The organism is Streptomyces sp. Tu6071, from assembly GCF_000213055.1.
Lineage (GTDB): Bacteria > Actinomycetota > Actinomycetes > Streptomycetales > Streptomycetaceae > Streptomyces > Streptomyces evansiae.
In genome coordinates this window covers 4,472,441-4,486,011 of record NZ_CM001165.1, presented here as the reverse complement: position 1 = coordinate 4,486,011, position 13,571 = coordinate 4,472,441, and the positions used below count along the sequence as shown (strand labels likewise).

Below are 13,571 nucleotides of genomic sequence, written 5' to 3'. Positions count from 1 at the left end.
TCAGCCGAGCAGGACGACCTCGGCTTCCTCGCCCGGCTCCACCGAGGTGCGCTCCTCGGGCACGACGAGGAGCGCGTTCGCCCGCGCCAGGGCGCCGACGAGGTGCGAGGAGGCGCCGCCGACGGGCGTGACGCGGCCGTCCGCGTGGCGGGCGCGCAGGTACTGGCGGCGGCCCGCGGGGGAGGTGAGGGCCTTGGGGGCCTCGACGAGGGCGCGGACGGTGGGGCGGTGCAGGTCCGCGAGGCCCGCGAGGGCGCGGATGGCCGGGCGGACGAACAGCTCGAAGGACACGTACGCGGAGACCGGGTTGCCCGGGAGGGCGAGGACAGGCGTCGCGTCGCGGCCGATCGTGCCGAAGCCCTGGGGCTTGCCCGGCTGCATCGCGAGCTTGCGGAAGACGACACCGCGCGGCCCGGCACCCTCGGTCTCCTGGGCGGGGGTGTTCTCGCCCGTGTCCGCGTCCTCCCCTTCGGCGGCCGGTTCCGGCAGGCCCGTCCAGTCGGTCAGGGCCTCCTTCACCACGTCGTACGCGCCCACGCTCACGCCGCCCGAGGTCACGACGAGGTCGGCGCGGATGAGCTGGTCCTCGATCGTGGCGCGCAGGGTCTCCGCGTCGTCCCCGATGGCGCCGACGCGGAAGGCGAGCGCGCCCGCGTCCCGGGCCGCCGCGGTGAGCGTGAAGCTGTTGGAGTCGTGGATCTGGCCGGGGGCCAGGGACTCGCCGGGCTGGACGAGTTCGCTGCCGGTGGCGAGGACGACGACACGGGGGCGGGGGCGTACGCGGACGGTGTCACGGCCCACGGCGGCGAGCAGGCCGAGCTGGGGCGGGCCGAGGACGGTGCCCGCGGCGAGCGCGAGGTCGCCCTCGCGCACGTCGCTGCCCGCCTCGCGCACATGCGCGCCCGGCTCGGCGGGGCGGAAGACGCGGACCGTGCCCGAGGCGCCCTCGGGGGCGGTGCTGTGCGGGGTCATGCGGTCGACGGGGCCGCCCCCGAGGCCGCCGTCGGTCCACTCGACGGGCACGACGGTGTCCGCGCCCTCGGGCAGCGGCGCCCCGGTCATGATGCGGACCGCCTCGCCCTCGCCCGCCGGGGGCGGGGTGAGCAGGCCGGCCGCCACGTCCCCGACGACGCGGAGCGCGACGGGCGCGTCCTCGCCGGCGCCCGTGAGATCGGCCGCCCTGAGCGCGTACCCGTCCATGGAGCTGTTGGCGAAGGGGGGCAGCGAGAGCGGCACGGTCACGTCCTCCACGAGGACGCAGCCCTGGGCGTCGAGCAACTGGAGCTCGATCGGCTCCAGGGGGCGCACCGTGGCCAGGATGTCGTCCAGGTGCGCGGTCACCGGCCAGGTGGCCTCGGGGCCCTGGGGCTGCGTCGTCGTGCTCACTACGGCTGCATCTCCTCGTCGACGTAACTGCGGAGCCAGGCACGGAAGTCCGGGCCCAGGTCCTCACGTTCGCACGCGAGCCGGACGATGGCGCGCAGGTAGTCGCCGCGGTCACCGGTGTCGTAGCGACGGCCGCGGAAGACGACGCCGTGCACGGGGCCGCCCGCGTTCTCGTCCTCGGCGAGGTGCTGGAGCGCGTCGGTGAGCTGGATCTCGCCGCCGCGGCCCGGCTCGGTCTTGCGCAGTATGTCGAAGATGCGCGGGTCGAGGACGTAGCGGCCGATGATCGCGTAGTTGCTGGGCGCGTCGGCGGGACTGGGCTTCTCGACGAGCCCGGTGATGCGGACGACGTCGTCGTCCGCGGTCGTCTCGACGGCCGCGCTGCCGTAGAGGTGGATCTGCTCGGGCGGGACCTCCATGAGCGCGACGACGCTGCCGCCCTCGCGGGCCTGGACCTCGATCATCCGGGCGAGGAGCGGGTCGCGCGGGTCGATGAGGTCGTCGCCGAGGAGCACGGCGAAGGCTTCCTGGCCGACGTGCGGGGCCGCGCAGAGCACGGCGTGCCCGAGGCCCTTGGGGTCGCCCTGGCGCACGTAGTGGATGTCCGCGAGGTCGGAGGACTCCTGCACGCTCGCGAGGCGACCGCCGTCGCCCTTGCGGCGCAGCGCCTCCTCCAGCTCGTAGTTCCGGTCGAAGTGGTCCTCGACGGGGCGCTTGTTACGGCCTGTCACCATGAGGACGTCGTTCAGACCTGCGGAGACGGCCTCCTCCACGACGTACTGGATCGCGGGCTTGTCCACGACCGGCAGCATTTCCTTCGGGGTGGCCTTGGTCGCCGGGAGGAACCTGGTACCCATGCCGGCGGCGGGGATCACGACCTTGGTGATCCTCGTGTGTGCGGAAGTCATGACGTCACCATAGCCAGGGCTTTGCCCTCGGCCTCACAGTTGTCCACAGGTAGCAGTCATATTGACTGATATGACGTAATAAGGAGCGCGCATTGAGCCCAGTGCCAGGTGAGGCGGCGGAGGCGAAGAGGGTCCTGCGGCGCTCTCTGCTGTCGGAACGGAGGGCCAGACCGGCCGCCGAGGTGCGGCGCCTGGGGCACGCGCTGGCCGAGGTCGCGGCGGGGCTCCCCGAGCTGGACGGGGTACGGACCGTGGCGGCGTACGTGTCGGTCGGCGGCGAGCCGGACACCGGGCCGCTGGTCGCGCGGTGGCACGCGCGCGGCGTACGCGTCCTGCTGCCGGTGCTGCTGTCCGACGACGACCTCGACTGGGCCGTCTACGAGGGCCCCGCGTCGCTGCGCGAGGTGCGGCGCGCGGGCCGGATGACGCTGCGCGAGCCCGCCGGGCCCCGGCTCGGGCCCGGCGCGGTCACCGAGGCGGGAGCGGTGCTGCTGCCGGGGCTCGCCGTGGACCGGGCGGGGCTCAGGCTCGGGCGCGGCGGCGGCTCGTACGACAGGGTCCTGACGCGCCTCGCGGCCTCCGGAGCCGATCCGCTCCTCCTCGTCCTGCTGTACGAGGAGGAGCTGCGCGAGAGCGTCCCGGCCGAGCCGCACGACCGCCCGGTGCACGCGGCGGTGACACCGGCGGGGGTGCGGCGGTTCGGGAGGTAGGGCGGTACGGGTGCGCACCCTGTGGCCGCGAGGGCGAGGGACGGTACGGGTGAGGGGCGCCCCCCGTCATGGGGGCGCCCCTCACCCGTACCGCCGTGCGGACCCGTACCGCCGCTCGCTCGCGGCGGGTGGCTCAGGGTTCCAGGACCAGCGTGTCCTTGGTCCCCTTCTTCACCGCGGACTCGCTGTAGGCCCAGGGCAGCGTCTCGCCCTCGGTCCACTTCTTCGTCTGGTCGGTGTAGTGGGCGCTGTAGGCGTGGCCGGAGGCGCCCGTGAGGTTGATCCAGCGGGATTTGTCGAGGTCGGCGAGGTTCACGATCATCCGCATCGACGGGACCCAGACGACGTCGTAGCCGCCCGCCGCGTTCCAGCCGGTCGCGTCGACCGCCGCCTCACCGCCGCCCAGCTTGTAGGGGCCGCGGTTGAGCATCCGCTGGAGGAAGCCGGGACCCTCGGTGCCGAGCGTCTGGTTCTTCAGCGTGAGCTGGTGCAGGCGGCCCCAGCTCCAGGTGTCGATGTCCTTGCCGAGCTTCGCGGTCAGCTCCCAGCGGGCATCCTTCATGGCGCGCGCGAAGAGACCGTCGCGGGTGGCGGTCGCCGTGTCCTTGCGGGTCTTGGGCGAGGACCACCACTCGCTCTTCGGGTCCTTGACGAGCTTGCGGACGACCTCGTACCAGCGGTCGCCGCCGTCCGGCTGCGCGCTGTCCGCGTCGCGCTGCCCGCACTCGCGCACCCGGGTGTCCTCGTCGACGGGGCCCGTCGTGCCCGCCGGCTCGACGTTGAGGCACTCGTCCTTGACCCGTACCTCCTTCGGCAGCTTCTGGCCGAAGGCGAGGGTCAGGATGTTGCGCCACACGCCGTTGAAGTACGCGGCTGCCGCCGAGTCGGGCTCCTGCGTGTAGTCCCAGCCCTCCAGGAGCTTCTGCGCCTGGCGGACGTACGGGTCCTTGACGTCGATCTTCAGCAGGTAGGGCGTGAGCAGGCGCGCGATCTCGCTGCTGTTGTCCATCTGCATGGAGGTCATGTCGTCGGTGGAGATCTTGCCGCCGTCCTTGATCTTCGACTTGATCAGGTCGGTGATGCGCTCGCTGCGGGTGCCGTATCCCCAGTCCTTCGTCAGTTCGTAGGGATAGTTGTCCTTGTCGACGACGGCCTGGTTGGCGGTGACGATGTAGCCGCGCGCGGGGTCGTACTCCCAGGGCAGTTCGTCCTGCTTGATCCAGCCCTGCCAGTTGTAGTCGGAGTCCCAGCCGGGCGCGGGCAGCGAACCGTCGTCGCCCTTGGCGCGGACCGGGATCTTCCCCGGAGCCTGGTAGCCGATGTGGCCCTCGGTGTCCGCGTAGATGAGGTTCTGCGAGGGGACCTCGAAGAGCGCGGCGGCGGAGCGGAACTCCTTGAAGTCCTTCGCCTTGTCGAGCGCGAAGACCGCGTCCATGGAACGGCCGGGGTCGAGCGCGGTCCAGCGCAGCGAGACGCCGTAGCCGTCGCCCCGGTCGGGTGCCGCGTTGGCGACGGGCGCCTTCTTGCCGACCTTGCTCAGCTCGTCGTCGCGGTCGGAGATCAGCGGGCCGTTGTCGGTCTCCCGGACGGTGATGACCTTCGAGGTGCCGCCCGCGACCTTGATCGTCTCCTTGCGGGACGTGAACTTCTTGATCTTGCCGTCGACCTGGTAGCCGTCGCTCGTGACCTTCTCCAGGTAGAGGTCGGTGACGTCGGCGCCGAGGTTCGTCATGCCCCAGGAGATATCGCCGTTGTGGCCGATGATCACACCGGGCATCCCGGAGAAGGTGTACCCGGAGACGTCGTACTGGCACTTCGCCGAGACCGTGCGGCAGTGCAGCCCCATCTGGTACCAGACCGAGGGGAGCTGCGGGGCGAGGTGCGGGTCGTTGGCGAGCAGCGGCTTGTTCGTCGTCGTGTACTTGCCGGAGACGACCCAGGAGTTCGAGCCGATGCCGTTGCCGCTCGGGCCGAGCAGGTCGGGGACGCGGTCGAGCGCGTCGTAGACGCCGGTGAGCTTGTCGCTGATGGCCTCGGCGTCGGTGGAGGCGAAGCTGCCCTGGGCGGTGGTGCCGGTGGAGGTCCCGGTGGAACCGGTCGAGGTGCCGGTGGTGCCGCTGCTCGTGCCGGTCCCGCCGGTGCCGGTGCCCGTGCCGTCGGCGCCCGTACCCGTGCCGGTCCCCGTACCCGTACCCGTAGTTCCCGTGGACGTGCCGTCGCCGACGCCCGTGCCCATCTCCGTGGGGGACCCCTTGTAGTCGGGGTCGTACTTGCCGGTGACCGGGTCGACGCCGCCGCCCTGGATGATCGGCGCGTTCTTCGCGTACGGGTACTCGGGGTAGAGGTCCTTGATCTGCTTCGCGCTGAGGCGGCTGCTCATCAGGGAGCGGTCGATCTCGTCCTGCATGTTGCCGCGCAGGTCCCACGCCATCGCCTTGAGCCAGGCCACGGAGTCGACGGCGTCCCACTTCTGCGGCTTGTAGTCGTTGGTGAAGCCGAGCGCGGCGTACTCCACCGAGATGTCCTTGCCGTCCTTGCCCGCGAGGTAGGCGTTGACGCCCTTGGTGTAGGCATCGAGGGAGCGCTTCGTGGCGGCCGACAGCTTCGTGTCGTACTCCTTCTGCGCCACGTCGCGCCAGCCGAGCGTGCGCAGGAAGGCGTCGGTGTCCACCTGGCCGTCGCCGAACATCTCGGAGAGGCGGCCCGAGGTCGTGTGGCGGCGCACGTCCATCTCGTAGAACCGGTCCTGCGCCTGGACGTAGCCCTGAGCCATGAAGAGGTCGGCGTCGCTGTCCGCGTAGATCTGCGGAATCCCGTACGCGTCGCGGCGGACCTCGACCTTGCCGCTCAGGCCCTTGAGCTGCAGCGACCCGCTCGTCTGCGGGTACGAGGCCCGTACGGTGCTCACTCCCCACCAGCCGCCGTACCCGACTCCCGCCACGACGACGAGGACCAGGAGAATCACGAGGAGGCGGGCTCGACGCCCTTTCTTCTTGCCGGACTTATGACCGGAAGAGGGGGTTGTATTCGCGGGCATCGCTGTCCTTGCTGTCCTTCGAGCGGCCGAGCGGGCGGAATCGTCCGGGCGGAGAGTCACCCCAACGCTGGAGCAACCATAGGCGCAGCGCCTGTAGGCCAAGGACGCGGTACGGGGGCGGAGGCCAGGCCCGGGAGCCCGTTCGCCCCGCTTCGCACGGCACTTGAGCACTCCCCCGCCCGACCGGCTTGCCCCTTGTGTGCCGACTTCTCCGGTGCAAGGCGGTCGTATCTCCGCATGGTCAGACGCACCCGCGCGGTGGAGCCGGTTCGCGAAGACGCATCAAGAAACCGTTAACGATTAGGTAAGGTAACGAAGTAACCGGGTCGTCTCTGTTCCGGAGTCGCCCCCTCCGCCCGGCTCGTACCCCTTGCCGGCACCTCCTCCCCATCCGCCCCCGGTGGATGCGGGCTCCCGCCCCCGCGGAAAGGAACCGGCCCCTGACTGTCGACCACCTCAACCAGCTCCTGCTCGTCTCCGCCGTCGTCCTCCTCGTCGCCGTCGCGGCCGTGCGCCTCTCCTCGCGCAGCGGTCTGCCGAGCCTGCTCGTCTATCTCGGCATCGGCGTCGTCATGGGCACCGACGGACTCGGCAACGTGTCCTTCGACGACGTCCGGCTCACCCAGGTCATCGGCTACGCGGCCCTTGTGGTGATCCTCACCGAGGGCGGGCTCGGCACGAAGTGGAAGGAGGTCCGCCCGGCGCTGCCCGCGGCGGCGGCCCTCTCCACGGTGGGTGTCGGCATCAGCGTCGGGATCACGGCGCTCGGGGCGCACTACGTGGTGGGGCTCGACTGGCGGGCCGCGCTGATCATCGGCGCGGTGGTCTCCTCGACGGACGCGGCGGCGGTCTTCTCGGTGCTGCGCAAGGTGCCACTGCCCTCCCGCATCACGGGCACGCTGGAGGCGGAGTCGGGCTTCAACGACGCGCCTGTCGTCATCCTCGTCGTGGCCTTCTCGACGGCGGGCCCCGTCGAGCACTGGTACGTCCTGCTCGGCGAGATCGCGCTCGAACTGGCCATCGGGGCCGCCGTGGGACTCGCGGTCGGCTGGCTCGGCGCGTACGGGCTGCGCCACGTCGCACTGCCCGCCTCGGGGCTGTACCCGATCGCGGTCATGGCGATCGCGGTCACCGCCTACGCCTCGGGCGCCCTCGCCCACGGCAGCGGTTTCCTCGCGGTCTACCTCGCCTCGATGGTGCTCGGCAACGCCAAGCTGCCGCACTGGCCGGCGACCAGGGGCTTCGCCGAGGGGCTCGGCTGGCTCGCGCAGATCGGCATGTTCGTCCTGCTCGGGCTGCTCGTCACGCCGCACGAACTCGCCTCGGACATGGTGCCCGCGCTCCTCATCGGCCTCATCCTGACCGCCCTCGCCCGCCCGGCCTCGGTCCTGCTGAGCCTGCTGCCCTTCCGGCTGCCGTGGCGGGAACAGGCGCTCATGTCGTGGGCCGGACTGCGCGGCGCGGTGCCGATCATCCTCGCGACGATCCCCATGGTCGGCGGGATCAAGGACAGCCAGCACATCTTCAACATCGTCTTCGTGCTCGTCGTCGTCTACACCCTCGTCCAGGGCCCGACCCTGCCCTGGCTCGCCCGCCGCCTCGGCCTCGGCAACCGCGCCGAGACGGCGGACCTGGGCGTCGAGTCCGCGCCGCTGGAGCGCCTGCGCGGCCACCTCCTGTCGGTCGCGGTCCCCGGCGACTCGCGGATGCACGGCGTGGAAGTGAGCGAACTGCGCCTGCCGAAGGGCTCCGCCGTCACGCTCGTCGTCCGCGAGGGCACGAGCTTCGTCCCCACCCCGACCACGACGCTGCGGCGCGGCGACGAACTCCTCGTCGTCGCCACCGACCCCGTCCGCGAGGCCGCCGAGGACCGCCTCCGCGCGGTCGCCCATGGCGGCAAGCTCGCGGGCTGGCTCGGCCACGAGGACGACGGGGGCCCGACCTCGGGCGCGGTGGCCGGAGCGGGACGCATGGGGGCGGGCTCGGGCGCGGGACGTGCGGGAAGCGGGGCGGGAAGGTCCGGGGCGGGTGCGGGTTCAGGGCGGTCCGGGGCGGGTGCGGGTCGGTCCGGGGCAGGTGCGGGTGCGGGAAGGTCCGGGGCTGGAGGCGGTGCGGGGCGGCCGGGGGCCGGCGCTGGGCGAGCTGGGGCCGGTGCTGGGCGCGGGGCTGCGGGGAAGGGGCTGGTCGGCGCGGGTACGGAGCGTGCGGGTACGGGTGCGGGGCGGGCTGATGCCGGTGCGGGTGCGGGAGGTGCGGGTGCGGGTGCCGGTACGGGTGCGGGTGCCGGTACGGGCGCGGGGCGGGCCGACGCAGCCGGGCGGGGGGCTGCCGTGCGGAAGCAGGAGGCCGGACAGGCCGGGGGGCGCTCGCTGGGTCGGCTGCGGTTCAGCCGCTCCTCGGACGTGAGCGGGCGTGGCGCGAACGGGCGTGGCGCGAACGGGAAGGTCCGCTCGGAGTACGGCGAACCGGGCGCTGCGGGTGAGGGTGGCGCGGACACCGCGACTGGCGCGGGCGCGAATGGCGCGCGTACGGGCGGCACGGATACGGACCGCGCGGGCGCGCGACGCCAGGGCGCGGGCAGCTCCGGCGCGGACCGGGCGGGTGCTGCGAGCGCGAGCGCGGGCGGCCAGGGTGGGGGAAGCACGGGTGCGCGCAGCTCAGTCGCGGGCGGCCAGGACGTCGACAGCGCGGCCCGGACGGATGGCTCGGACGGCAGGGGCGGCGCCTTCGTGCCCGAGGAGCGGGAGGCTCCGGCGGCCGAGCGGCGCGGTACCGGCTCCGTGCCACCGCTGCCGCCCGCCCCCTCCGTACGTGAGAAGGCGCGTGGACAGGCAGCCCGGGGCGCCGCCGCCGGAGAACCGACGCCGGAGGACCTCGGCCCGGCGGAGGATCGCCGGGCCGAGGAGGCCGGGGTCGACGAGCCGGACGGGGAGCGGGACCCGGCCTGAGCTGGCGGGACCGGCCCTCGGCGCCGCCGGCCGGCTGTCGGCGGCGAGGGCGCGCCGACGCCCGCACCCGTCATACGATGGGTGCGCATCACTGACCGACCAACTCTGCCTGACGCAGAGCTGGCGCGACCGTATGGCGGCCGTGACGCCCTCCCGGGCGCTGGCATCTACCGCAGTTCCGCGCGAGTGGACAGCTCTCGGTGCCTCCCCGCTGAGGCGCTACCAGGCGGCAGAAAGGCAGCACCGTGGCAACCACGGTCGCCTCCTCGTCCGGCACCGGCTCCCCGAAGGACGCGCCCCCGCGTCGCCCCGGCTACGGACAGCTCCTGCGCACCCCCGGCATCGCCGGCTTCCTCCTCTCGGGCTTCGCCGCCCGGCAGCCCTTCGGGATGCTGACCATGGGCATGGTCATGCTCGTGGAACATACCACCGGCTCGTACGGCAACGCGGGCGCCGTCGCCGCCGTCACCGGTGTCTCCATGGCCGTCTTCGCCCCGCAGAACGGCCGGCTCGCGGATCGCCACGGACAACGCGCCGTCCTCGTCCCCGGCGTCATCCTCCACGCCGTCTCGGTCGCCGCGCTGGCCGCGCTCGCGCTTGCCGATGCCCCGCTGTGGGCCCTGTTCCTGCTGGCCGTCCCGGCGGGCGCGTCAGTGCCGCAGGTCGGCCCGATGGTGCGGGCGCGCTGGGCGGGCAAGCTCGCCGGCAGCCCGCTCCTCCCCACGGCAACCGCCTTCGAATCGGTCACCGACGAGTTCACGTTCGTCATCGGGCCGGTCCTCGCCACCGCGTTGTGCACGGGCGTGCACCCCGTCGCCGGTCTCGCCGCCGAGGCCACGCTCACCCTCGTCGGCGGCCTGCTCTTCGCCGCCCAGCGCGCGGGCCTGCCGGGCGACGGTCACCCCGGTCCCGCGACCGGTCCGGACAGCGGCACGGAGCCGGGCGCGGCGGCCCCGGGTCAGGCAGGAAGGGGCGCTGCGGGGCCCCGGGCGGGGACGGCGGGCCCGTCCTCGGCACTGCGGGTCCCGGGCGTCCGGGTGCTGATCGTGGCCTTCCTCGGGATCGGGGTGGTCTTCGGCGGCATGCAGGTGTCTCTCACGGCCTTCGCCGAGGAGTCGGGTCACTCCGGTGTCAACGGCCTCCTCTACGGGATCTTCGCCTGCGGGAACATGCTCTCGGGCGCCGCAGTGGGCGCGATCGCCTGGAAGCGGCCCGCGCACGGCCGGCTGCTCGTCGGCTACACGGCACTCGCCGTCGTGGCCTCGACCCTGTGGGCCGTGCACTCCGTTCCTCTCTTCGCGGTGGTCGGTTTCCTGACGGGGCTCTGCGTCGCTCCCTCCCTCGTGACCGGGTACACCCTTATCGACGCGCTGGTGCCGAGCCGGGCCAGGACCGAGGCGTTCACCTGGTTGACCGGGGCGGTGGCCCTGGGCCAGGCGGCGGCCGTGACGGCCGCGGGGAGACTCGCGGACGCGCACGGTTCGCAGGCCGGTTTCCTGGTCCCGGCCCTCGGCACACTGGCCGCCCTCCTCACGCTGGCACTCCTGCGCGAGCGACTCGTACCGGGCGGCGCGAAGCCCCCGGCCGAGGGCGCCGAGGAGCCCGCGCCGGGCGTGTGATCGGTCACCGGGGGACGTCGGCAGTGGACTGACGGCGCGGAATACGTCACTATGGAGTGTCGTTAGCACTCATCGAGTCAGAGTGCCAGGAGGAAGCAAGTGCCGACGTACCAGTACCAGTGCACCGAGTGCGGTGAGGGCCTGGAAGCCGTCCAGAAGTTCACGGACGACTCGCTCACCGAGTGCCCGAACTGCGGGGGACGCCTGAAGAAGGTCTTCTCCGCCGTCGGCATCGTCTTCAAGGGCTCGGGCTTCTACCGCAACGACAGCCGAGGCTCGTCGAGCAGCAGCTCCCCCGCGGCCAAGCCCTCGACGTCGACCGGTTCGGACACCTCCGCGAAGCCCGCGACGGAGAAGAAGTCGGACGCCGGTTCCAGCTCGTCGAGCAGCAGTTCCTCCAGCAGCAGCTCGCCGGCGCCCGCCGCCTGAGACCTGCCTGCGAACCCCTTCGACGGACGGGCCTGTCCCCCGTAGTGCGGACAGGCCGGTCCCCGCGCCGTGGACAGGCGTCTTCGCCGGGTCGCGGGCAGGACTTTCCCGGGCGCGCGGGCAGGTCCGTCACCTGTAGCTCGCGCGTGCGCGCGGCCTCCGGCCTCGGCCGGGATCGCCGACTCCTCCCATCCCGAGTCGGCCCCGCAGTGACGGTGACGAACCTCCAGCTTCCTCGTCCGGGCCCCTTCCCTCCGCTCCGCCGGAGGGGCGGGGCCCGGACGTGTTCCTGGTGGTGTCCCGATAATGTGCCGCCATGTCGAACACCACCTCCACCAGCCCCGCTGTACCCGGTGCCGCGGGCCCCTCGGGGCCCCGGGCCGATATCGGGGTCATCGGCGGTTCAGGCTTCTACTCCTTCCTCGAAGACGTCACGGAGGTCTCGGTCGAGACTCCGTACGGGCCGCCGAGCGACTCCCTCTTCCTTGGCGAGGTGGCGGGTCGGCAGGTCGCGTTCCTGCCCCGGCACGGGCGGGATCACCACCTGCCGCCCCACCGCATCAACTACCGCGCCAACCTCTGGGCCCTGCGCTCGGTCGGCGTGCGGCAGGTACTCGGACCCTGTGCGGTGGGCGGGCTCCGGCCCGAGTACGGTCCTGGCACCCTGCTCGTTCCCGACCAGTTCGTCGACCGTACGAAGAGCCGGGCCCAGAGCTACTTCGACGGCGAGCCACGTCCGGACGGCGCCGTGCCGAACGTCGTGCACGTCTCCCCCGCCGATCCGTACTGCCCGACGGGCCGTGCCGTCGCACTCACCACGGCCAGGCGGCACGACTGGGACGCGGTGGACGGCGGAACGCTCGTCGTGGTGGAGGGTCCGCGGTTCTCCACCCGTGCCGAATCACGCTGGCACGCGGCGCAGGGCTGGTCGGTGGTCGGGATGACCGGGCATCCGGAGGCGATGCTCGCTCGTGAACTGGAGCTTTGCTACACCTCGTTGACGCTGGTCACCGACCTGGACGCGGGCACCGAGACAGGGGAGGGTGTCTCGCACCAGGATGTGCTGGAGGTCTTCGCGGCGAACGTCGACCGACTGCGGACGGTCCTTTTCGACGTCGTGGCAGATCTTCCGGCTACGGAGGACCGGGCCTGCCTGTGCACGAAGGCCCTCGGGGGATGGGACCCCGGGTTCGCGTTGCCGTAACCGTAGAACACCTCGGGCGATCCGTGTCGAGCCGGAAAGAAAGCGATCACTCGTTCGGGTTGTGGATATCTCAGCAAGCCCCGAGTTATCCACAGGCGTTCATCGAGTGTCAGTCCTCTCGGGCAGGGTGTGCTTGTCCGTTTCGTACCGGCGCTCAGTCGGCCGCGCGGCGGACGCGGTGGTGGCACGTCCCGTGTCACCACCGGGCCCATCCCTCCGTACGAACGGACCGCCCGCCATGACGCACACGCCTCCCGGCCCCCTCTCCTCGCCCTCCCCCCTGTCGCACGAGCCGGCGCGAGCGCCGCACGAACCCATGCGCCTCGGGCACGAGTTCCCGGGGCACGAGGTCCTCGGGCATGGCTTCACGAAGCACGACTTCCTAGGTAGCGAGGCCTCGGGGCCTGGCTTCGGGGGCCACGAGGACGCCGTTCCCGGCTTCACGGGGCACGAGGACCCCGGCAAGGAGCTGTACGGCGCGGGGTCCGGCGGCGGTGCGGGGACGGGGCCGCCGGGGCGAGAAGTACCTCCGACCGGCACGGTTCCGCTCTTCCCTCCGTTGCCGCCACGCCGTGCGGGACTGGGCCGGCTGTGGCCACGGCGCCACGCGGGCCGGGGCCTGGCGCTCGCGCTCCTCGCGCTCTGCGGCGGCCTTCTCCTCGCCGTTCCCTCGACGGGCGCCGACGCTCCTCCGACGAAGGCCGCCCCAGGGCCGCAGCGCCTCGGGGCGCACACCTCCGGGACGCGGCCCGCGCCCGACCGGCGTCCCGTACGCACGGCGGTGCGGATCGCCGAGCCCGCGGGGCTGCGCCTGGTGCGGCCCGGGGACCGGGTGGACGTGATCGCGGTGAGCGGTACGGGCCCGCGCGCGGCCCGCGTCGTGGTGGCCGGCGCGCGAGTGGTCGCCCTCCCGCGCCCGCCCAGCTCCACGCCCTCGCCGTCCCGGGGGACGGCGACGTCCCTCACAGGCACCTCGCCGGAGAGCGCCGGGGTGGAGGTTTGGCCGGAGGCGGACGCGGAAACGCGCTGGGACGCGACGGATTCCGGCGCCGTCATCGTGCTCACGGTGCCCCGCGCCTCGGCAGTGGACCTCGCCGCGGCATCCGCCTCCTCCACACTGGCGGTGGTCGCGTGCTGAGGAGCCTGCTGCGGAAGGTGGCCGGGGTGTTGCTCCGGAAGCGCGGGAGGAAGTCGGTTCCGGGCTCCGGGTCCGTACGCGAGACAGTGGACCGGGCCGTGTCAAGTCCCTCGATAGAGGGAGGCAATTGGACAGGGGCCGGGACGGATGTCGTAGGTTGCGGGACTGTTTGCACCGCACAACATACGCATA

9 protein-coding genes are annotated in these 13,571 nt (G+C 72.6%); 6 read left to right on the top strand and 3 right to left on the bottom strand.

Annotated features, from left to right (window positions below):
• Together glp and galU are read right to left on the bottom strand one after the other, a co-directional pair.
• Positions 1–1,386 (bottom strand): gephyrin-like molybdotransferase Glp, encoded by a 1,386-nt coding sequence (glp, locus tag STTU_RS18700; RefSeq protein WP_007825696.1) that lies wholly within the window; start codon positions 1,384–1,386, stop codon positions 1–3.
• Positions 1,386–2,294 carry a UTP--glucose-1-phosphate uridylyltransferase GalU gene (gene galU / locus STTU_RS18695; RefSeq protein ID WP_007825694.1) on the bottom strand — a complete coding sequence of 303 codons (909 nt, stop codon included), beginning with the start codon at positions 2,292–2,294 and terminating at the stop codon, positions 1,386–1,388. Before galU ends, glp begins: the two co-directional genes overlap by 1 nt.
• Positions 2,295–2,386: 92 nt before the next feature.
• On the opposite strand from galU, the gene STTU_RS18690 reads away from it, so the two are divergent.
• Positions 2,387–3,004, top strand: a complete 618-nt coding sequence (locus STTU_RS18690; protein WP_106432155.1) for a 5-formyltetrahydrofolate cyclo-ligase — start codon at positions 2,387–2,389, stop codon at positions 3,002–3,004.
• Positions 3,005–3,137: 133 nt separating this feature from the next.
• Here the strand turns inward: STTU_RS18690 and STTU_RS18685 are convergent, their stop codons facing one another.
• Positions 3,138–6,041 carry a penicillin acylase family protein gene (locus STTU_RS18685; protein WP_199785028.1) on the bottom strand — a complete coding sequence of 968 codons (2,904 nt, stop codon included), beginning with the start codon at positions 6,039–6,041 and terminating at the stop codon, positions 3,138–3,140.
• 404 nt (positions 6,042–6,445) lie between these two features.
• Between STTU_RS18685 and STTU_RS18680 the strand changes: the two genes are divergently transcribed.
• The 5 genes from STTU_RS18680 (at position 6,446) to STTU_RS18660 (ending at position 13,379) form a co-directional block, all read left to right on the top strand.
• Positions 6,446–8,989, top strand: a complete 2,544-nt coding sequence (locus STTU_RS18680; RefSeq protein ID WP_007825686.1) for a potassium/proton antiporter — start codon at positions 6,446–6,448, stop codon at positions 8,987–8,989.
• A gap of 245 nt (positions 8,990–9,234) precedes the next feature.
• The gene (locus STTU_RS18675; protein WP_007825684.1) at positions 9,235–10,608 is read left to right on the top strand and encodes an MFS transporter; all 1,374 of its coding nucleotides are present in this window, start codon (positions 9,235–9,237) and stop codon (positions 10,606–10,608) included.
• 99 nt (positions 10,609–10,707) lie between these two features.
• On the top strand, positions 10,708–11,037 hold the full coding sequence (locus STTU_RS18670; RefSeq protein ID WP_009066551.1) for an FmdB family zinc ribbon protein: 330 nt from the start codon (positions 10,708–10,710) through the stop codon (positions 11,035–11,037).
• A gap of 316 nt (positions 11,038–11,353) precedes the next feature.
• The gene (locus STTU_RS18665) at positions 11,354–12,241 is read left to right on the top strand and encodes an S-methyl-5'-thioadenosine phosphorylase (RefSeq protein WP_007825680.1); all 888 of its coding nucleotides are present in this window, start codon (positions 11,354–11,356) and stop codon (positions 12,239–12,241) included.
• A 238-nt stretch (positions 12,242–12,479) separates the two neighbouring features.
• Positions 12,480–13,379: a hypothetical protein gene (locus STTU_RS18660; protein ID WP_043255663.1), complete on the top strand. Its 900-nt coding sequence runs from the start codon at positions 12,480–12,482 to the stop codon at positions 13,377–13,379.
• Positions 13,380–13,571: the final 192 nt, after the last annotated feature.

Excerpts from the sequence above, each read along its gene's own strand:
- galU (WP_007825694.1), bottom strand. The coding sequence starts at position 2,294 with ATGACTTCCGCACACACGAGGATCACCAAGGTCGTGATCCCCGCCGCC.
- STTU_RS18665 (WP_007825680.1), top strand. The coding sequence starts at position 11,354 with ATGTCGAACACCACCTCCACCAGCCCCGCTGTACCCGGTGCCGCGGGC.
- STTU_RS18680 (WP_007825686.1), top strand. The coding sequence starts at position 6,446 with ATGCGGGCTCCCGCCCCCGCGGAAAGGAACCGGCCCCTGACTGTCGAC.
- STTU_RS18685 (WP_199785028.1), bottom strand. The coding sequence starts at position 6,041 with ATGCCCGCGAATACAACCCCCTCTTCCGGTCATAAGTCCGGCAAGAAG.
- STTU_RS18660 (WP_043255663.1), top strand. The coding sequence starts at position 12,480 with ATGACGCACACGCCTCCCGGCCCCCTCTCCTCGCCCTCCCCCCTGTCG.